We start from the raw sequence: 18,429 nt of genomic DNA, 5'->3' as shown, positions 1-18,429 counted from the left end.
TGGATCAAGCACCTGCCAGTTCTGGCACGAAACTCGCTCTAGCGGATTGCCAGATTCATTCCAATAATAAAAAGGTCGTGTCATGTCATTGACCCTGGAAAATGTCTCCCGCGTTGTCGAAGGCCAAACCTGGATCGACGACGCCACCCTGCGATTCGAAGCCGGTTCCTTCAACGTCCTGCTCGGCCGCACCCTGTCCGGCAAGACCAGCCTGATGCGCCTGATGGCCGGCCTGGACAAGCCCAACAGCGGCCGCATCCTGATGAACGGCGTGGATGTCACGCAAAAACCGGTGCGCCTGCGCAACGTGTCGATGGTGTACCAGCAGTTCATCAACTACCCGACCATGACCGTGTTCGAAAACATCGCCTCGCCCTTGCGCCAGGCCGGTGTGTCCAACGAGGTGATCCAGGGCAAGGTGCTAGAAACCGCGAAAATGCTGCGTATCGAAAAATTCCTCCAGCGCCACCCGTTGGAGCTCTCCGGCGGCCAGCAGCAACGCACGGCCATGGCCCGCGCGCTGGTCAAGGACGCCGAGCTGATCCTGTTCGACGAGCCGCTGGTGAACCTGGACTACAAACTGCGCGAAGAGCTGCGTCAGGAAATGCGCGAGCTGTTCGCCGCGCGCCATACCATTGCCATCTATGCCACCACCGAGCCCAATGAAGCCCTTGCCCTCGGCGGCACCACCACCATCCTGCATGAAGGCCGGGTGATCCAGAGCGGCAAGGCCGCCGAGGTGTATCACCAGCCGCAGACGGTGCTGGCCGCCGAGCTGTTTTCCGAGCCGCCGATCAACCTGATGCCAGGTCGCATCAGTGGCAACGAAGTGAGCTTCGCCAATTTCGTGCACTTCCCGCTCAACGTCGACCTGCGTCCCATCGGCGAAGGCGAGTTCCGTTTCGGCGTACGCCCCAGCCATATCAGCCTGGTGCCGAGCAACGATGACGACCTGGAGCTGGCGGTCACCGTGGAAGTCGCGGAGATCAGCGGTTCGGAAACCTTCCTGCACGTACGCAGCGAGCATTTCCTGCTGGTACTGCACCTGCCGGGCGTGCACGAGTACGACGTCGACGCGCCGATCCGTGTGTACATCCCCACCCATAAACTGTTTGTGTTCGATGGTCAGGGCCGTTTGGTCCAGGCCCCCGGGCGCCGTGTCGCGAGGGTTGCCTGATGGCCGAGATCCATTTGCAGAACCTGGCGCACAGCTACAGCCCTACGCCAAGTGGTCCTGAGGACTACGCCATCCGGGAAATGAACCATGTGTGGGAGCAGGGTGGAGCCTACGCTTTGCTTGGGCCGTCGGGCTGCGGCAAGTCGACCTTGCTCAATATTATCTCCGGCCTGCTCAGCCCGTCCGAAGGCCAGGTGTTGTTCGACGCCAAAGTCGTGAACGACCTCACCCCGGAAAAACGCAACATCGCCCAGGTGTTCCAGTTCCCGGTGGTGTACGACACCATGACGGTGTTCGACAACCTGGCGTTCCCGCTGCGTAACCAGGGCATGGCCGAGGCGAAAATTCACAGCAAAGTGCAGGAAATTGCCGAAGTCCTCGACCTGCAAAACCTACTGAGCAAAAAGGCCCGCAACCTCACCGCCGACGAAAAACAGAAAGTCTCCATGGGCCGTGGCCTGGTGCGTGATGACGTGTCGGCGATCCTTTTCGATGAACCGCTGACGGTGATCGACCCGCACCTCAAGTGGAAACTGCGGCGCAAGCTCAAACAGATCCACGAGCAGTTCAACATCACCATGGTCTACGTCACCCACGACCAGTTGGAGGCCTCGACCTTCGCCGACAAAATCGCGGTGATGTACGGCGGGCAAATCGTGCAATTCGGCACGCCGCGTGACCTGTTCGAACGGCCTAGCCACACTTTTGTCGGCTATTTCATCGGCAGTCCTGGGATGAATCTGATCGAGGTGCAGGCGGAGGCGGGCGGGGTGCGCTTTGCCGGCACCCATCTGCCGTTGTCCGAGGCGCTGCAGCAACGCATTGCCAGCACCGACTACCAGAAACTGCAGGTCGGCATCCGCCCGGAATTCATCCACGTGTGGGACGAGCACAATCCCGACGCCCTGCAGGCCGAGGTCACACACCTGGAAGACCTTGGCACCTACAAAATCATCACCCTCAACCTGGATGGCGCGTTGCTCAAGGTGCGCCTGGCCGAAGACAAACCGGTGCCCGAAGGCAAGGCCTCCATCAGCTTTCCCGCGCAGTGGCTGATGGTGTACGCCGACGATTACCTGCTGGAGGTGCAGCCATGAACAAGGTGCAGAACAACAAGGCCTGGTGGCTGGTGTTGCCAGTGTTCCTGCTGGTGGCGTTCAGCGCGGTGATCCCGATGATGACCGTGGTCAACTACTCGGTGCAGGACATCTTTGACCAGTCCAGCCGCTACTTCGTCGGCGCCGACTGGTACAAGCAGGTGCTGCTTGACCCGCGTCTGCACGACTCGCTGCTGCGCCAGTTCATCTACTCGGCCTGCGTGCTGCTGATCGAAATTCCGCTGGGCATCGCCATCGCCCTGACCATGCCGACCAAGGGCCGCTGGTCGTCGCTGGTGCTGATCATTCTCGCGATTCCGCTGCTGATCCCTTGGAACGTGGTGGGTACGATCTGGCAGATTTTTGGCCGCGCCGATATCGGTTTGCTGGGTTACAGCCTCAACGCCTTGGGTATCAGCTACAACTACGCGGCCAACACCATGGACGCCTGGGTCACGGTGCTGGTAATGGATGTATGGCACTGGACGTCGCTGGTGGCGCTGCTCTGCTACTCCGGGCTACGCGCGATTCCGGACGTGTACTACCAGGCTGCGCGGATTGATCGGGCATCGCCTTGGGCGGTGTTCCGACATATCCAGTTGCCCAAGATGAAAAGCGTGCTGCTGATCGCGGTGATGCTGCGCTTCATGGACAGCTTCATGATCTATACCGAACCGTTCGTCCTCACTGGCGGCGGGCCGGGTAACGCCACCACGTTCCTGAGTCAGACGCTGACCCAGATGGCCGTAGGCCAATTCGACCTGGGCCCGGCGGCGGCTTTCTCGCTGGTGTATTTCCTGATCATCCTGTTGGTGTCCTGGCTGTTCTACACCGCCATGACCCACTCCGACGCCAACCGCTGAGGCCGCCAACATGAGCAAGCGCAAGCTTATTCCGCTGCTGATCTACATCCTGTTCCTGCTGGTGCCGATCTACTGGCTACTGAACATGTCCTTCAAGAGCAACACCGAAATCCTCGGCGGGCTGACGCTGTTTCCGCAGGATTTCACCTTGGCCAACTACAAGGTGATCTTTACCGACCCGAGCTGGTACACCGGCTACCTCAACTCGCTGTACTACGTAAGCCTGAACACGGTGATCTCCCTGAGCGTGGCGCTGCCGGCGGCCTATGCGTTTTCGCGCTACCGTTTCCTGGGTGACAAGCACCTGTTCTTCTGGCTGCTGACCAACCGCATGGCGCCGCCGGCGGTGTTTCTGCTGCCGTTCTTCCAGCTGTATTCGTCGATTGGTCTGTTTGACACCCATATCGCCGTAGCCCTGGCCCACTGCCTGTTCAACGTGCCGTTGGCGGTGTGGATCCTCGAAGGCTTCATGTCCGGGGTGCCCAAGGAAATCGACGAAACCGCCTACATCGACGGCTACTCGTTTCCCAAGTTCTTCGTGAAGATCTTCATCCCGTTGATTGGCTCCGGCATCGGGGTGACCGCGTTTTTCTGCTTCATGTTTTCCTGGGTCGAACTGCTGCTGGCGCGCACCCTGACCTCGGTCAACGCCAAGCCCATCGCGGCAGTAATGACGCGCACGGTCTCGGCGTCGGGTATCGATTGGGGCGTGCTGGCGGCGGCGGGGGTGTTGACTATCCTTCCCGGCATGCTGGTGATCTGGTTTGTTCGCAACCACGTGGCCAAGGGCTTTGCCCTGGGCCGGGTCTGAGGAGTCGATGATGGAATGGATGGCCTGGACCACCCCCACCGCGCTGTTCTTTGGTGCCATAGCCCTGATCCTCGCGGGCATGACCACCTGGGAATTGCGTTCGCCGAGCATTCCTCGGCGCGGTTTGTTACCGATCAGCACCACCCGTGGTGATCGTTTGTTTATCGGTCTTCTCGGCAGTGCCTACCTGCATTTACTGGTCATTGGCGCTACCGACTGGAGCATCTGGGTGGCGTCCGCGCTCTCCCTGGTATGGCTGTTGAGTGTGATGCGTTGGGGCTGATGCCCTTGTGAATAAACAACCTGGAGGTCTCTATGTTGAATAAGAACAATAAGCTGCGACATAGCATTTCATTGGCCGCCGTACTGGCCCTCAGCGGTTTGAGCGCTTCGGCTTGGGCCGATGCGTACGAAGATGCCGCGAAAAAATGGATCGGCAGCGAATTCAAACCGTCCACCCTCACCGCTGAACAGCAGCTTGAGGAACTCAAGTGGTTTATCAAGGCGTCGGAACCGTTCCGTGGGATGAAGATCAACGTGGTGTCGGAAACCCTCACCACCCACGAGTACGAGTCCAAGGTGCTGGCCAAGGCCTTCAGCGAAATCACGGGGATCAAGCTGACCCACGACCTGCTGCAGGAAGGCGACGTGGTGGAGAAGCTGCAAACCCAGATGCAGTCCGACAAGAACATCTATGACGGCTGGGTCAATGACTCGGACCTGATCGGTACGCACTTTCGCTACGGCAAGACCGAATCCATCACCGACCTGATGGCCAACGAAGGCAAGGACTTCACCTCGCCGACCCTGGATATCAAGGACTTTATCGGTATCTCCTTTACCACTGCGCCGGACGGCAAGATCTACCAGCTACCCGACCAGCAGTTCGCCAACCTGTACTGGTTCCGCGCCGATTGGTTTGAGCGCGCGGACCTGAAAGCCAAGTTCAAGGAAAAGTACGGTTATGAACTCGGCGTGCCGGTGAACTGGTCGGCGTATGAAGACATCGCCAAGTTCTTTAGCGAAGACGTCAAGGAAATCGACGGCAAGCGCGTGTACGGGCACATGGACTACGGCAAGAAAGACCCGTCCCTGGGCTGGCGCTTCACCGATGCCTGGTTCTCCATGGCCGGTGGTGGCGACAAAGGCCTGCCGAACGGCTTGCCGGTGGACGAGTGGGGCATTCGCGTGGAGGACTGCCACCCGGTCGGCTCCAGCGTCACCCGTGGCGGCGACACCAACGGCCCTGCCGCCGTCTACGCCACCCAGAAATACGTGGACTGGATGAAAGCCTACGCGCCACCGGAGGCGGCGGGCATGACCTTCTCCGAATCCGGCCCGGTGCCGTCCCAAGGCAACATCGCCCAGCAGATTTTCTGGTACACCGCGTTTACCGCCGACATGGTCAAACCGGGTTTGCCGGTGGTGAATGCCGACGGCACGCCGAAGTGGCGCATGGCGCCGTCGCCGGTAGGACCGTACTGGGAAAAGGGCATGAAGAAGGGCTATCAGGACGTAGGTTCCTGGACCTTCCTCAAGTCGACGCCTGAGAAGCAGAAACTCGCGGCCTGGCTCTACGCGCAGTTCGTGACCTCGAAAACCGTCTCGCTGAAGAAGACCATCGTCGGCCTGACGCCGATCCGTGAGTCCGACATCAACTCCCAGGCCATGACCGACATGGCGCCGAAACTGGGTGGCCTGGTGGAGTTCTATCGCAGCCCGGCCCGTACCGAATGGTCGCCGACCGGCACCAACGTGCCCGACTATCCACGCCTGGCACAACTGTGGTGGAGCAACATCGCGGCGGCCGCCAGCGGCGAGAAAACCCCGCAGCAGGCGCTGGACAACCTGGCCAAGGAACAGGACGCGATCATGACGCGCCTGGAACGCTCCAAGGTGCAACCGGTGTGCGGCCCGAAAATGAACCCAGAGCGTGACGCGCAATACTGGTTCGACCAGCCGGGCGCGCCGAAACCGAAACTGGCCAACGAGAAGCCGAAAGGCGAGACCGTGGCTTATGGCGACTTGCTTAAACAGTGGGAGGCGGCGCGCAAGTAACGCATTGAGTCATTGACGCTGAACCTGTGGTGAGGGAGCTTGCTCCCGCTGGCCCGCGAAGCGGCCCCAAAAAATGGGCCTGCTGCGCAGTCCAGCGGGAGTAAGCTCCCTCGCCACATCAGTCTCGCGCCGCCGCTAAGATTCGCGCCGTGTCCCGTGCCGGCGGCAACCCGAACACCCGCGCATAATCCCGGCTGAACTGGGTCGCGCTTTCATACCCCACCTCAAACGCCGCACTGGTCACGCTGCTGGCGCTGGCCACCATCAACGTGCGCGCCTGCAACAGCCGCACGCGTTTCTGGTACTGCAACGGGCTGAGGTTGGTCACCGCCTTGAAGTGCCGGTGAAATGCCGAAACGCTCATTGCAGCCTTCTGCGCCAACGCCTCCACACGAATCGGCTCGGCATAGTCGCGCCGGATCCACTGGATCGCCCGGCTGACCCGCGCCATGGCGGTGTCCGGTGCGGCAATCTCGCGCAACATCCAGCCGTGAGGGCCTTGCAGCACGTGGTAGAGGATTTCCCGTTCGTACGCGGGCGCCAAGGCGGCAATCGCCACCGGGTCGCCCATCAGGCGCAACATGCGCACCCAGGCATCCATCAAGGCGGGCGTGACGGCCGCCACGGAGAAACCGGCTTCCTGTTCGCACCGTCCGTTGGGTGCCGGCAGGTCGTTGAGCAGGGTGGTCAGGACGGTCGGGTCAAGCGTCAGGCTCACCGCCAGGTAGGGTTCGCCTGTGATCGCCGGGTTCACCACGCCGACTGCGGGCAACTCGATGGACATCACAAAATAGGTCGCCGGGTCGTAATGCAGGGTGCGGTCGCCCACGGTCATGCACTTACTGCCTTGCAGGATCAGGTTGATCATCGGGTCATACACCGCCGCCAGCATATGCTCGGGAATCGCCCCCTGGACCATCGCCACGCGGGGGATGCCGGTCTCGGTGCGGCGGTTTTCGGCCTTGGCGGCCAAGGCGCGCAATTCGATCAATTGAGTATTCATGGCGGCCATGCTGTGCCTTCCGTTGAGCGTCGTGCAAGCAAAAAGCAGAAACAGGCAGGATTGGAGTAGGAACGGCTGCGTTGAGGAGTCGGGCGATGGCTACTGTGGCCACTCAACTTTTCAGCAGTGGAGCAGGCCATGGGCGTTATCGTGATTACCGGAGGCAGCCGTGGGATCGGTGCCAGTACCGCCGAGCTGTGTGCACGTCAGGGGCATGGGGTAATCCTGACGTACAACCGCAACTCGGACGCGGCACTGGCGGTGGTTCAGCGCATCGAGGCCAGCGGCGGCAAAGCCGTGGCGCTGGAATTGGATGTTGCCACTGTCAGCACGTTCGCGGCATTTCGTGATGCCGTGACGCACGCCTTGCAGGCCACCTGGGGCGCGGGCACCTTGAGCGGCCTGGTGAACAACGCCGGCTATGGTTTGTTCAACCCCCTTGAGTCGGTGACCGAGGCGCAATTCGACGACCTGTTCAACGTGCACCTCAAGGGCCCGTTTTTCCTGACCCAAACCCTGCTGCCGCTGCTGGAAGAACACGCCAGCATCGTCAACCTCACCAGCGCCACTACCCGTGTGGCGACGGCGGGCGTCGCGCCTTACGCGGCGTTCAAGGGCGGCCTGGATGTGCTCACGCGTTACATTGCCAAGGAATTCGGTGAACGACGTATCCGCGCCAATGCCGTATCCCCCGGAGCCATTCGCACCGAACTGGGCGGCGGCTTGAACGATGAATTCGAAGCGCTGCTGGCCGGGCAAACCGCCCTCGGCCGTGTAGGCGAACCGGAAGACGTGGCGCGGGTTATCGCCTTGTTGCTGTCGGAAGAAGGCCGCTGGATCAATGCTCAGACCGTCGAGGTCGCGGGCGGCTACATCATCTGAATCAGGAGGCTCCACCATGCTCGATCATCTGTTTATTTCGGTGAGCGATATCCAACGCTCGATCCGCTTCTATGAAGCCACCCTGACGCCCCTCGGCATCACCGCGCGGCATGACTACGACGGCAAGGACGGCCCGCCCGGCCACCCGGACCTGAAGGGCTTTGGCGCCAATGGCCGGATGTTCTTCTGGCTGCGCGAAGGCGTGGTGGAAGGGCGAGCGGTGCATGTGGGCTTCGTCGCCAATAACCGCGCCGAGGTGGACAACGCCTACGCCGCCGCCCTGGCCAACGGCGCCACCGACAATGGCGCACCGGGCGCACGCCTGCACTATGACCCCAACTACTACGCGGCCAACGTGCTTGACCCGGACGACTACAGCCTCGAATTCGTCTACAAGAACTGGCAGCACACCTCATGAAAACCCTGATGATCTACGGCGCCACCGGCTACACCGGACGTATGGCGGCGCAGCACGCGAAAACCCTGGGTCTCAACCTGGTATTGGCCGGCCGCAACGCCGAGCGCCTGGCATCCCTGGCGGTTGAGTTGGACGCGCCGTACCGCGTATTCACGGCAGATACCGCCCAGTTGGAAGGCATCGACGTGCTGCTCAACTTTGCCGGGCCGTTCGCCCAGACCGCCGCAGCGCTGATGCGCGCTTGTATTGCCAATGGCACCGACTACCTGGACATCACCGCCGAAATCAACGTGTACCGCCTTGCCGAACAACTGGGCGCCGAAGCGGACGTGATGTTGCTGCCCGGCGTGGGTTGGGACGTGGTGCCCACCGACTGCCTGGCCATGCACGTCGCCCGCCGTGTGCAACAGCCGCAGTCGATAAAAATCGCCTTGCAGGTGCCTGGCGCTATGTCGCGTGGTTCGGCCATGAGTGTCAGCGAGATCCTCGGTGCAGGCGTGATGGCACGCATCGATGGCGAACTGGTCGCCACACCGGACGCCCAGCCTCAGCACCTGGACTTTGGCGACGGACCGGCACTGTGCGCGCCGTTGTCGTTTGGTGACTTGGTGACCGCCTGGCACTCCAGTGCCATCCCGACGATCGCCATGTTTGTGCGCATCACCGGCGAAGCCTTTCCTGAGGGCGACCTGTCGCTGCTGCCCGATGGTCCTACCCAGGCCCAACGTGACGCCCACCGCGTGCGCGCCGTGGCCGAAGTCACCGGCATCGACGGCTCGGTGGCGCGCTCGGTCATCGAGACCATCAACGGCTACAGCTACACCCCACTGGCCGCCGTGGAAGCTGCACGCCGTGTGCTCGGTGGCGAACGCCGGGCCGGTTTCGAAACCCCGGCCAAACTGTTCGGCGCGGGCTTTGCCCAGACGATTGCCGGTACGCAGATCATTGATTACTAATCGCCACAGAAATTGCCCCCATGACGTCTACTGAGTTTCAAACCACCGCCGACACGTGAACGCCCCGTGCTGGAAGGCTGCGACACCATCGTCGCCGCGCTGTCTGGGGCGCTCAGCCAGCTCGATACCACGCACTCCGTGAGTAACGCGCGAGTGACACTGGAAGGGGGCAGCGCCCGTCTGGACGCCTTGGTGGAGACGCAGCATGTGCCGCAAAGCGACCCATCGCGGCACGATGAAGAGCCGTTATGACGTTGAGCTGGTCAGGGAGGCAAGCGTCTGGCTGAGTCGACGGGTGACGGTGAATAACGTCTGGCGCTCCGGTGATCCAAGGGTGCTGGCGGGCGTATAAAAAGTGTCTCGGATCACAAAGTGACTATTTGCTTGTTACGATAACGATGCCAGCGAATGCAATTCTTACGTGGTTAGGGCCTAGGGGCATTGAATGTGTATTGATTTATGGTCCTGGTTTCTTCCATGCACCTAGCAGTTTGGCTATTGAGTCGGCTGCGTCGTAAATGCTGGGAGGTGGTGAGTTATCGCTGATAACGTCGGAGAAAATCATGTTTTCAAATTTCATGAGGGTTTCGCGCTCCAAGTCCTTGGACTTGGCAGCATAATCATGAACAAATGCGCACATGGAACTTCTGAGCTCGAGTTGTGATACTTGATTTTTTAGCACTGTCCAGCGTGTGTGAATTAGTCTGAAGTAGTAGATCAAGATAATCTCTACGGCAACTGAAAACGTGAGCGTGAGGAACGGGAGAGTGGTTTCTTTGCTAAAGAAGAAAAGTACTATCCCGAGCAACAACTGAAAGAGAGGAAGGCATAAGGCAAGTGCGCCAGCCATCTTGAGCGCAGAGAGAAGCCCTGAGAGCTCTTTGTTCTTGCTTTCGACTATCTTGTCGAAGGCATGGCTCAGGCCAAGGTAATTGTTGCCTGATACCACCTCTCTATATCGGCCCTCTGCTTCTGTCGCTCGCTTCTCCCACTCGCCTATGCTTAAGCTCCACTCCTTGATCTTTCGAGTCGTCTTATCAATGCTTCGAGTATTATATTCAGTTTTTTCACGGTAAATCGTGTAGGTGACGCCGAATCTGATTTCGTCGATCCTGGAGAGGAGGATCTCCTTGAATTGAGGATAGATATAGAACTGAATGATGGGTGATGTACTGAAATTGGGTGTGGAGCCTGCCGCGCTTATATACCTTAATGTTTTTGCAATCTCAAAGTGAATGAGTTCAATAGTGGTTTCATTTATCGGAGATGTCAGTAGATTCTTAATGCTTAATAGCTGGTCGTCATGGTAGGTGGAATGTTGTATGGGGAACGTATAGTCGCGGCGCCCCAATAAAGTGCTACCCACCTGGTTTGCCATGGTTTGTATGTAGTCGGATACATCGCTTTTGTGAAGTTCAATATATTCCTTCAACAAGCTTCGGTATTGTTCTGACTGTTCGGGTGTGGCCAGCATATATATCCCTATGATTGTCTTGTCGTCTTTAACTGCTGCGCTTCTCTCAGCCGGTCGTTTGAGGCAATAAGTGTGGTTCTCCCTCTACGTCCTTGACCAACCCACTGGCCAAAAACAGCGGTGCCAGGCGTTTGTGCAGTTGCGGCTCGACAAACTCCTTCACCGTGTCCAGCGCCAGTACACCGCTCAATGGCAACTCCGCCTTGGTGTACGACAACCAGGCTTTCTTCAACGCTTGCAACACATCGCTGCCCGCCGTGGTGGCGAAGCGGCGGTGGGTGGGTTTGCCATCGAAGGTGAAGGTGTGCTGGAACTCGTAGCCGGTTTCATCACCTTGGCTGGCCGTGCAGCGGATGCAGCTGCACGGGCCGTCGCCGAAGGCGCTGCGCAGGTAGGCGTTGAAGTCCACCACGGGTTTGAGTGACAGGCGCTTATCCACCTCGAACAGGTCCCCGGTCATTTTTTCGTCAGTGTTCAACGTCCATTTCCTCGCAGTGTGCGGCAGGTTTTCAAAGCGCGGCACAATACCAGCCGAGCGCCTGTTTGTGGGTTATTTGCATAACAATAGATCCCGATATTCTTTTCCAGTCTTAAAAATCGCCGCTAGGCTCCATCACCTTATTAAAAACGCGGCAGACTCCTATGACTTTCAAGCGTTCTTCCCTGACCCTGCTGGCTGCTGCGACAGCCTTGATCAGTATCGGCGCCCACGCCGAAGGCAAGATCAGCATCGCCCAGCAATTCGGCATCGGCTACCTGATCCTCGATGTGGTGCGTGACCAGAACCTGATCGAAAAGCACGGCAAGGAACAGGGACTGGACATCAAGGTGGAGTGGAACAGCATTTCCGGTGCCACCGCGATGAATGAGTCGCTGTTGGCCGGTGCCTTGGATGTGGTCTCGGCCGGGGTGCCGCCGATGCTCACCCTGTGGGACCGCACGCAGGGCAAGCAGAACGTCAAGGCCATCGCCTCCCTCGGCTCGATGCCCAACTACCTGTTGACCAACAACCCCAACGTGAAAACCCTCAAGGACTTCACCGAGAAAGACCGCATCGCCGTGCCCGCCGCTGGCGTGGGCTTCCAGTCGCGCACCCTGCAGATCGAAACCGCCAAGCAGTTCGGCGACGCCAACTACAAGAAGTTCGACGACATCTCCATCAGCCTGGCCCACCCTGATGCGACTGCCGCGCTGATTGCCGGTGGTTCGGAGATCAACGCGCACTTCTCCAGCCCGCCGTTCCAGTACCAGGAACTGTTGAATCCCAACGTGCACAAGGTGCTCAGTTCCTACGACATCCTGGGTGGTCAGGCGACGTTCAACGTGCTCTACACCACGCAGAAATTCCACGACGAAAACCCCAAGACCTACAAGGCGTTCTATGACGCGCTGGCCGAGGCCGAAAAGATCATCAAGGCCGACAAGCCGGCTGCGGCCAAGGCCTATATTCGCGTAGAACAGTCGAAATTGCCGTTGGACCTGGTAGAGAAGATTGTCCAGGACCCGGAAATCGATTTCACCATCGTGCCGCAGCGTACCTACATCTACGCCGAAAAATTGCAGGAACTCGGCGTGCTGAAAAACAAGGCCGCCAGTTGGAAGGACTACTTCTTTGAAGAAGCCCATGGCGGCAATGGCAGCTGAAATCGCTTTCTGTAGGAGCGAGCTTGCTCGCGAAGGTCGTTAACGATAACGCAGCGCATCGGGTTTGACGCGGCGCTCTTGGGTTCTTCGCGAGCAAGCTCGCTCCTACAGTAGGTTGGGTTAAACGGCGATCAGACTGCGCTTGATCCAGTCATACAAGTCATTCCCCTCGCTCGACAATTCACTGTTGGCCCGCCGGCACAGGTAGTACTGGCGGCCATCATTGACCTCCAGTTCAAACAACTTCACCAGCTCGCCACTGGCCACCAGTGGTGCCACCAGCGGCTCGCGCAGCAAAGCGCAGCCGAGGCCGGTGAGGGTGGCGGTGAGCGCCAGTTGGCCGTCTTCCAGCAACAACCCATTCAGTGCCGTGGTGTCGACATCGGCCGCTTCGAACCACTGGCCCCAAGTGCCGCGTTCTTCGTCGTGCAGCAGTGGCAGTTGGCTCAGCGCCTCGGGTGAGTCGATAGGGCCGTGCTGCGCCAGGAAATCGCGGCTGCAATAAGGTGTCACCGCGCCAGAGATCAGCGGCTCACTGTGATAACCCGGCCAATGCCCGGTGCCGAAGCGGATCGACAGGTCGGCTGCATCGCTGGGGTAACTGCGGTGGTTGGCGTAGGTCACGTTGATGTCCAGCGCCGGGTGGTCCTTCAGAAAATCCGCCAGGCGCGGGATGAACAGGTTGATGCCAAACAGCGGGATCAGGCTGATGGTCACCTGGCGCGTGGCGCTTTTTTCGCGCACGTGCTCGGTGGCGCTGCGCAGTACGGCGAAGGCCGAACGAATCGCGCGGTAATACTCACGGCCTTCATCGGTAAGCACCAGGTTACGGCCCTGGCGCAAGGTCAGCGGCTGTTGCAGGAAATCTTCCAGCAAGTGCAATTGATGGCTGATGGCCGAGGCGGACACGTCCAGCTCGCGCGCGGCGGCATTCACTCCGCCATGGCGCGCGAAAGCTTCGAACGTGCGCACGGCACGCAGGGGAGGGTCGTTGGCTAACTGTTCTGATTTATTCATGTATTGAATTAAATACTAACTTTTAACCTGAATAAAGAGCCATAAATGCCGTATATCTGGCATAAATAGCCTGTTATTCGTTTGATATATGCATATGACTTTCTGATATTTGATAAAAACAGAATAGATGCTTAGTGTGCCGCCCTTGCACGCACTGAGGTTTCTGGTCCTGATGGATGGGTTTATCCAACAACTGCTCAACGGTCTGATGACGGGCAGTCTCTACGCGCTGGTGGCCCTGGGTTACACCATGGTCTATGGCATTTTGCGCATCATCAACTTTGCCCACGGCGATGTGCTGATGATCGGCGCGTTGGTGGGGTTGTCGGTGATCCGCCTGGTGCAGGCCGCTTGGCCTGCGCTGCCGCCGGTGCTGGTGCTGCTCAGTGCAACCTTGGTTGCCATGGCGGTTTGCGCGGTACTCGCGGTGGTGATCGAACGCGTCGCCTATCGTCGCCTGCGCCATGCCCCGCGCCTGGCGCCCCTGATCAGCGGGATTGGCGTGTCGTTGCTGCTGCAAACCATCGCCATGCTGGTGTGGACCCGCAACCCGCAGATGTTCCCGCAACTGCTGTCGCTGGCGCCGATTGAAGTGTTGGCCGGTGCCTCGGCGCACCCAGCGATTACCAACGTCACGGCGCTGACTACTATCGCTATCGCGCTCTCGGTGATGGTCGCGCTGCTGGTGCTGGTGGAGCGCACGCGCTTCGGCCGGGCCATGCGTGCGGTGGCGGAGAATCCCCAGGTCGCCAGTTTGATGGGCATCAGCCCCAATCGGATTATCGTCATCACCTTTGCCATCGGCGGCGCCCTGGCAGCACTCGCCGGGATCATGATGGCCAGCAACTACGGCAGCGCGCATTTCTACATGGGCTTCCTGCCCGGCATCAAAGCCTTCACCGCAGCGGTGCTGGGCGGCATCGGCAACCTCAAGGGCGCCATGCTTGGTGGCCTGCTGCTGGGGCTGATCGAAGCCCTAGGCACGGGTTACCTGGGCGCGGCCACGAATGGCGTGTTCGGCAGTAATTACCAGGATGTGTTCGCCTTTATCGTGTTGATCGCGGTGCTGGTGTTCCGTCCTTCGGGGTTGTTGGGCGAACGTTTGGCGACCCGCGCATGATCAAGTCTCTGTCTCCCAACAAGCGTGCGAGTCTCGGCTTGCTGCTGTTCGCCGTGGCCCTGGTATTGGCGCCTTGGATCGTCGGGCATGCCGGCGGCAACACCTGGGTGCGCACCCTGGACTTTGCCCTGCTGTACATCATGCTCGCCCTTGGCCTGAATATCGTGGTCGGTTACGCCGGGCTGCTGGACATGGGCTTCATCGCGTTTTACGCGGTGGGTGCCTATCTGGCAGCGTTGCTCTCGTCACCCCATCTGCTGCAACAGTTCCCGGCATTGGCCGCGCTGTTGCCGGCAGGGATGCACACCTCGATCTGGCTGATCCTGCCGTTGGGCGCGCTGCTTGCTGCCGGTTGCGGCGTAGTGCTGGGTGCACCGACCCTGCGCCTGCGCGGCGATTACCTGGCCATCGTCACCCTGGGCTTTGGCGAAATCATCCGCATCCTGCTGCGCAACCTCGATCGCCCGGTAAATATCACCAACGGGCCCAAAGGCATTGCCCAGGTCGATCCGGTCAGCCTGCTGGGCGTGAACCTCGGTCGCACCCAGGAACTATTCGGTCTGCGCCTGCCGTCGGTCTATCTCTACTACTACCTGTTCACCGCGCTGGTGGTGCTGATCCTGTTTGCCTGCATCCGCCTGGAGCGCTCGCGCATCGGCCGCGCCTGGGTGGCGATCCGTGAAGACGAAGAAGCGGCGCGGGCCATGGGCGTGAACACCGTGCGTCTCAAGCTGTTGGCGTTTGCCATTGGTGCCGCGTTCGGCGGGGTGAGCGGGGCGCTGTTCGCTTCGTTCCAGGGCTTTGTTTCGCCGGAGTCCTTCACCCTCAACGAGTCCATCGCCGTGTTGGCCATGGTGGTGCTGGGTGGCATGGGCCATATCCCTGGCGTGATCCTCGGCTGCGTGCTGTTGGCGGCCTTGCCCGAAGCCTTGCGCGCCAGCATGGGCCCGCTGCAGCAGGCGCTGTTCGGCCAGGTGCTGGTGGACCCGGAAATCATCCGCCAGTTGTTTTACGGCCTGGCGCTGATTCTGGCGATGCTCTATCGACCGGCCGGGCTGTGGCCCAAAGGAGTGGCACGATGAACGCACCGCTGTTGCAGATAGACCACGTCAACAAGCACTTCGGCGGCGTCGCGGCGCTGACCGATGTGAGCCTGAGCATCCAGCCCGGTGAGATTTATGGGTTGATCGGCCCGAACGGCGCGGGCAAGACCACGTTCTTTAATGTGATGACCGGCTTGTATACCCCGGATTCCGGGCGTTTCCAGTTAGATGGCCGCGACTACCAGCCCACCAGCGTGCATCAGGTGGCCGAGGCGGGCATTGCCCGCACGTTCCAGAACATCCGCCTGTTCAATGCGATGAGCGCCCTGGAAAACGTTATGGTCGGGCGCCATGTGCGCACCCGCAACGGCCTGTGGGCGGCCTTGAGCCGCCACCGCCGCGCGCAGGAAGAAGAGGCGCAAACCCGCGCCCATGCCCATCGTTTGTTGGCGTATGTAGGCCTGGCCGGCTTTGCCAATTACCGCGCCGACAGCCTCAGTTACGGCCATCAACGCCGCCTGGAAATCGCCCGCGCCTTGGCCACCGAGCCACGCCTGTTGGCCCTGGATGAACCGGCGGCCGGAATGAACGCCAGCGAGAAAGTGCAACTGCGCGGCCTGCTGGAAAAGATCCGCGATGACGGCCACACGCTGTTGCTGATCGAACACGACGTCAAGCTGGTGATGGGCGTATGCGACCGCATCAGCGTGCTCGACTACGGCCAGGTCATCGCCGTCGGCCCACCCGCCGAAGTGCGTCAGCATCCGGCGGTGATCCAGGCCTATCTGGGAGCCAGCGCGCATGTCTGAAGCCTTGTTGAACGTCGAGGGCTTGCAGGTGCGCTACGGCGCCATTGAGGCCGTCAAATCTCTGGACCTGCATATCGCTGAAGGCGAGCGTGTCACGCTGATCGGCGCCAATGGCGCGGGCAAGTCCTCCAGCCTCAAGGCCTTGACTGGTTTGCTCCCAGCGGCCAAGGGTGAGATCCGTTTTGCCGGGCGATCGATTCTCGGCCAGGCGCCGGAAAAACTGCTGCGCCAGGGCATCGCCATGGTCCCGGAAGGCCGCGGGATTTTCGCGCGCATGAGCGTGCTGGAAAACCTGCAGGCTGGCGCCTTTCTGCGTCGCGATAACGAGCAAGTGCAGCGCGAAATGCGCCAGTTGTTCGAACACTTCCCGCGCCTGGAAGAACGCCTGCATCAGTCCGCCGGCCTGTTGTCCGGTGGCGAGCAACAGATGCTCGCCCTGGCCCGTGCGCTGTTGTCACGCCCGCGCTTGTTGATCCTGGATGAGCCGTCCATGGGCCTGGCGCCGATCATGGTCGAGAAGATCTTCCAGGTGATCGACGACGTCTGTCGCCAGGGCATGACCCTGTTGCTGGTGGAGCAGAACGCACGGCTGGCGCTGCAAGTCACCGACCGTGCCTACGTGATGGACACCGGGCGCATCACCTTGACCGGCCCCTCCCAGGCTTTGCTTGAACACCCCGAGGTGCGCAGTGCCTACCTCGGTGAATAAAACCATGACGCTACCGGACGCCCGGCGTGTTCCGACCCGCCCGACACTTAGCAGGAATAACCCATGAACACTTTGAAAAAAACCGCATTGATCGGCCTGGCCCTGAGCAGCCTGGCCAGCGCCGTGGCCCAGGCCGACCAGACTGTGTTGATCGGCCTCGCCGGTCCGCTCACCGGCCCGTCGGCACGGATCGGCAAGGACCTGGAAAACGGCGCGCAACTGGCCATCGACCAGGCCAACGCCAAGCACCCGAAAATCAACGGTGAAGCCGTGACCTTCAAGCTAGTGTCCGAAGACGACCAGTCCGACCCACGCACCGCCGTCACCGTGGCCCAGCGCCTGGTGGATGAAGGCGTGGTGGGCGTGGTCGGCCACTGGAACACCGGCACCAGCATCCCGGCGGCACGGGTTTACCACGACGCGGGCATCGCCCAGGTCGCACCGGTGGCTACCGGTCACGCTTACACCCAGCAAGGGTTCGACACCAGTTTCCGAATCATGGGCCATGACGACGATGGCGGTCAGGTAGCAGGCGACTATGCCTTGAAAACCCTGAAAGCCCAGCGTATCGCCGTGATCGACGACCGCACCGCGTTCGGCCAGGGCCTGGCGGACCAGTTCGTCAAATCCATCGAAGCCGGAGGCGCCAAGGTGGTGTCCCGCGAATACGTGGATGACAAGACTATCGACTTCAGCGCCGTGCTGACCAATATCCGCAGCCATAACCCGGACCTGATCTTCTTCGGCGGCGTCGATGCCCAGGCCGCGCCGTTGGCCCGTCGCATCAAGCAGTTGGGGATCAAGGCGCCATTGATGGGCGCCGGGGGTTTCGTCAGCCAGACCTTCCTGCAATTGGCGCAGAACGAAGGCGAGGGCGTAATCGCCCTGGAGCCGGGCCTGGCGATTGCGCAGATGCCGGGCGGCAAGGCATTCGAGCAGGCTTACAAGGAACGCTACAAAACCAACATCGAGCTGCACGCGCCGTTCGCCTACGACGGTGTGGGGGTGTTGGTGGCAGCGATCGAAAAGGCCGATTCGGTGGACCCGCAGAAATACCTGCCGGTGCTGCGCGCCATTAGCTATGAGGGCGTGACCGGCACCATCGCCTTTGACGGCGAAGGCAACTTGAAGAAACCGTCGTTCACCGTTTACCAGGTCAAGGCCAATCAATGGCAGCCGGTGAGCGTGGCAGGCGGTCAATAACCGCTGATCTAGGGTGAGCATACTTTAGTGTGGTGAGGAGGATTACTGTGGTGAGCGGGCTTGCCCCGCGCTGGGCTGCGAAGCGGCCCCAAACCAGGCGCTGAGGAGTTGTCTGACACACCGCGGCGTTCCCAATGGGACTGCT

At 60.4% G+C, this 18,429-nt stretch carries 20 protein-coding genes; 16 read left to right on the top strand and 4 right to left on the bottom strand.

From position 1 onward, the window contains the following. The first annotated feature begins 82 nt into the window (after positions 1-82). From RB216_RS16730 to RB216_RS16705, 6 genes are read left to right on the top strand one after another with little or no spacing between them, the layout of a single operon-like run. A complete protein-coding gene (locus tag RB216_RS16730) occupies positions 83-1,177 on the top strand; it encodes an ABC transporter ATP-binding protein (protein ID WP_028616681.1) in 1,095 nt (364 codons plus the stop codon). Next, positions 1,177-2,274 carry an ABC transporter ATP-binding protein gene (locus RB216_RS16725; protein ID WP_308907577.1) on the top strand — a complete coding sequence of 366 codons (1,098 nt, stop codon included), beginning with the start codon at positions 1,177-1,179 and terminating at the stop codon, positions 2,272-2,274. Before RB216_RS16730 ends, RB216_RS16725 begins: the two co-directional genes overlap by 1 nt. Then, on the top strand, positions 2,271-3,137 hold the full coding sequence (locus RB216_RS16720; protein WP_010209674.1) for a carbohydrate ABC transporter permease: 867 nt from the start codon (positions 2,271-2,273) through the stop codon (positions 3,135-3,137). The genes RB216_RS16725 and RB216_RS16720 overlap by 4 nt, the downstream gene beginning before the upstream one ends. Before the next feature lie 10 nt (positions 3,138-3,147). Next, positions 3,148-3,948 (top strand): carbohydrate ABC transporter permease, encoded by an 801-nt coding sequence (locus RB216_RS16715; protein WP_003232361.1) that lies wholly within the window; start codon positions 3,148-3,150, stop codon positions 3,946-3,948. Positions 3,949-3,958: 10 nt separating this feature from the next. Further along, positions 3,959-4,231: a DUF2160 domain-containing protein gene (locus RB216_RS16710; RefSeq protein ID WP_016977309.1), complete on the top strand. Its 273-nt coding sequence runs from the start codon at positions 3,959-3,961 to the stop codon at positions 4,229-4,231. A gap of 32 nt (positions 4,232-4,263) precedes the next feature. Continuing rightward, positions 4,264-6,006 carry an ABC transporter substrate-binding protein gene (locus RB216_RS16705; protein WP_028616679.1) on the top strand — a complete coding sequence of 581 codons (1,743 nt, stop codon included), beginning with the start codon at positions 4,264-4,266 and terminating at the stop codon, positions 6,004-6,006. A gap of 118 nt (positions 6,007-6,124) precedes the next feature. On the opposite strand, the gene RB216_RS16700 is transcribed toward RB216_RS16705, so the two are convergent. Further along, a complete protein-coding gene (locus tag RB216_RS16700; protein ID WP_204941224.1) occupies positions 6,125-7,009 on the bottom strand; it encodes an AraC family transcriptional regulator in 885 nt (294 codons plus the stop codon). A gap of 138 nt (positions 7,010-7,147) precedes the next feature. Here RB216_RS16700 and RB216_RS16695 point away from each other — a divergent pair, with 138 nt between their 5' ends. The 4 genes from RB216_RS16695 to RB216_RS16680 all read left to right on the top strand — a co-directional run bounded on the left by RB216_RS16695 (position 7,148) and on the right by RB216_RS16680 (position 9,617). Continuing rightward, on the top strand, positions 7,148-7,891 hold the full coding sequence (locus RB216_RS16695) for an SDR family NAD(P)-dependent oxidoreductase (RefSeq protein WP_308907576.1): 744 nt from the start codon (positions 7,148-7,150) through the stop codon (positions 7,889-7,891). 16 nt (positions 7,892-7,907) lie between these two features. Next, a complete protein-coding gene (locus tag RB216_RS16690; RefSeq protein WP_308907575.1) occupies positions 7,908-8,309 on the top strand; it encodes a VOC family protein in 402 nt (133 codons plus the stop codon). Further along, a complete protein-coding gene (locus tag RB216_RS16685) occupies positions 8,306-9,265 on the top strand; it encodes a saccharopine dehydrogenase family protein (protein ID WP_122683704.1) in 960 nt (319 codons plus the stop codon). The genes RB216_RS16690 and RB216_RS16685 overlap by 4 nt, the downstream gene beginning before the upstream one ends. A gap of 205 nt (positions 9,266-9,470) precedes the next feature. Beyond that, positions 9,471-9,617 (top strand): hypothetical protein, encoded by a 147-nt coding sequence (locus RB216_RS16680; protein ID WP_236318979.1) that lies wholly within the window; start codon positions 9,471-9,473, stop codon positions 9,615-9,617. Between the two features lie 105 nt (positions 9,618-9,722). Here the strand turns inward: RB216_RS16680 and RB216_RS16675 are convergent, their stop codons facing one another. Together RB216_RS16675 and RB216_RS16670 are read right to left on the bottom strand one after the other, a co-directional pair. Beyond that, complete coding sequence (locus tag RB216_RS16675; RefSeq protein WP_068934343.1) at positions 9,723-10,739, bottom strand: hypothetical protein; 1,017 nt, start codon at positions 10,737-10,739, stop codon at positions 9,723-9,725. Positions 10,740-10,785: 46 nt separating this feature from the next. Continuing rightward, positions 10,786-11,217 (bottom strand): hypothetical protein, encoded by a 432-nt coding sequence (locus tag RB216_RS16670; RefSeq protein WP_068934341.1) that lies wholly within the window; start codon positions 11,215-11,217, stop codon positions 10,786-10,788. A 164-nt stretch (positions 11,218-11,381) separates the two neighbouring features. On the opposite strand from RB216_RS16670, the gene RB216_RS16665 reads away from it, so the two are divergent. Further along, complete coding sequence (locus RB216_RS16665) at positions 11,382-12,383, top strand: ABC transporter substrate-binding protein (RefSeq protein ID WP_028616677.1); 1,002 nt, start codon at positions 11,382-11,384, stop codon at positions 12,381-12,383. Between the two features lie 120 nt (positions 12,384-12,503). On the opposite strand, the gene RB216_RS16660 is transcribed toward RB216_RS16665, so the two are convergent. Next, positions 12,504-13,400, bottom strand: coding sequence for a LysR substrate-binding domain-containing protein (locus RB216_RS16660; protein WP_068934338.1), 897 nt, complete (start codon positions 13,398-13,400; stop codon positions 12,504-12,506). 172 nt (positions 13,401-13,572) lie between these two features. Here RB216_RS16660 and RB216_RS16655 point away from each other — a divergent pair, with 172 nt between their 5' ends. The 5 genes from RB216_RS16655 (at position 13,573) to RB216_RS16635 (ending at position 18,284) form a co-directional block, all read left to right on the top strand. Beyond that, entirely contained in the window at positions 13,573-14,520 is a 948-nt protein-coding gene (locus tag RB216_RS16655; RefSeq protein WP_308907574.1) for a branched-chain amino acid ABC transporter permease, read from the top strand. Beyond that, positions 14,517-15,602, top strand: coding sequence for an ABC transporter permease subunit (locus RB216_RS16650; RefSeq protein ID WP_308907573.1), 1,086 nt, complete (start codon positions 14,517-14,519; stop codon positions 15,600-15,602). The genes RB216_RS16655 and RB216_RS16650 overlap by 4 nt, the downstream gene beginning before the upstream one ends. Next, positions 15,599-16,372: an ABC transporter ATP-binding protein gene (locus RB216_RS16645; protein ID WP_028616673.1), complete on the top strand. Its 774-nt coding sequence runs from the start codon at positions 15,599-15,601 to the stop codon at positions 16,370-16,372. Before RB216_RS16650 ends, RB216_RS16645 begins: the two co-directional genes overlap by 4 nt. Further along, complete coding sequence (locus RB216_RS16640) at positions 16,365-17,081, top strand: ABC transporter ATP-binding protein (protein ID WP_028616672.1); 717 nt, start codon at positions 16,365-16,367, stop codon at positions 17,079-17,081. Before RB216_RS16645 ends, RB216_RS16640 begins: the two co-directional genes overlap by 8 nt. 63 nt (positions 17,082-17,144) lie before the next feature. Beyond that, positions 17,145-18,284, top strand: a complete 1,140-nt coding sequence (locus tag RB216_RS16635) for a branched-chain amino acid ABC transporter substrate-binding protein (RefSeq protein WP_305381439.1) — start codon at positions 17,145-17,147, stop codon at positions 18,282-18,284. The last annotated feature ends 145 nt before the right edge of the window (positions 18,285-18,429 follow it).

This window comes from Pseudomonas canadensis, assembly GCF_030980095.1.
Classification (GTDB): Bacteria; Pseudomonadota; Gammaproteobacteria; order Pseudomonadales; family Pseudomonadaceae; genus Aquipseudomonas; species Aquipseudomonas canadensis.
The sequence above is the reverse complement of the archived record's forward strand: the minus strand, read 5'-3'. Positions and strand labels throughout refer to the sequence as shown.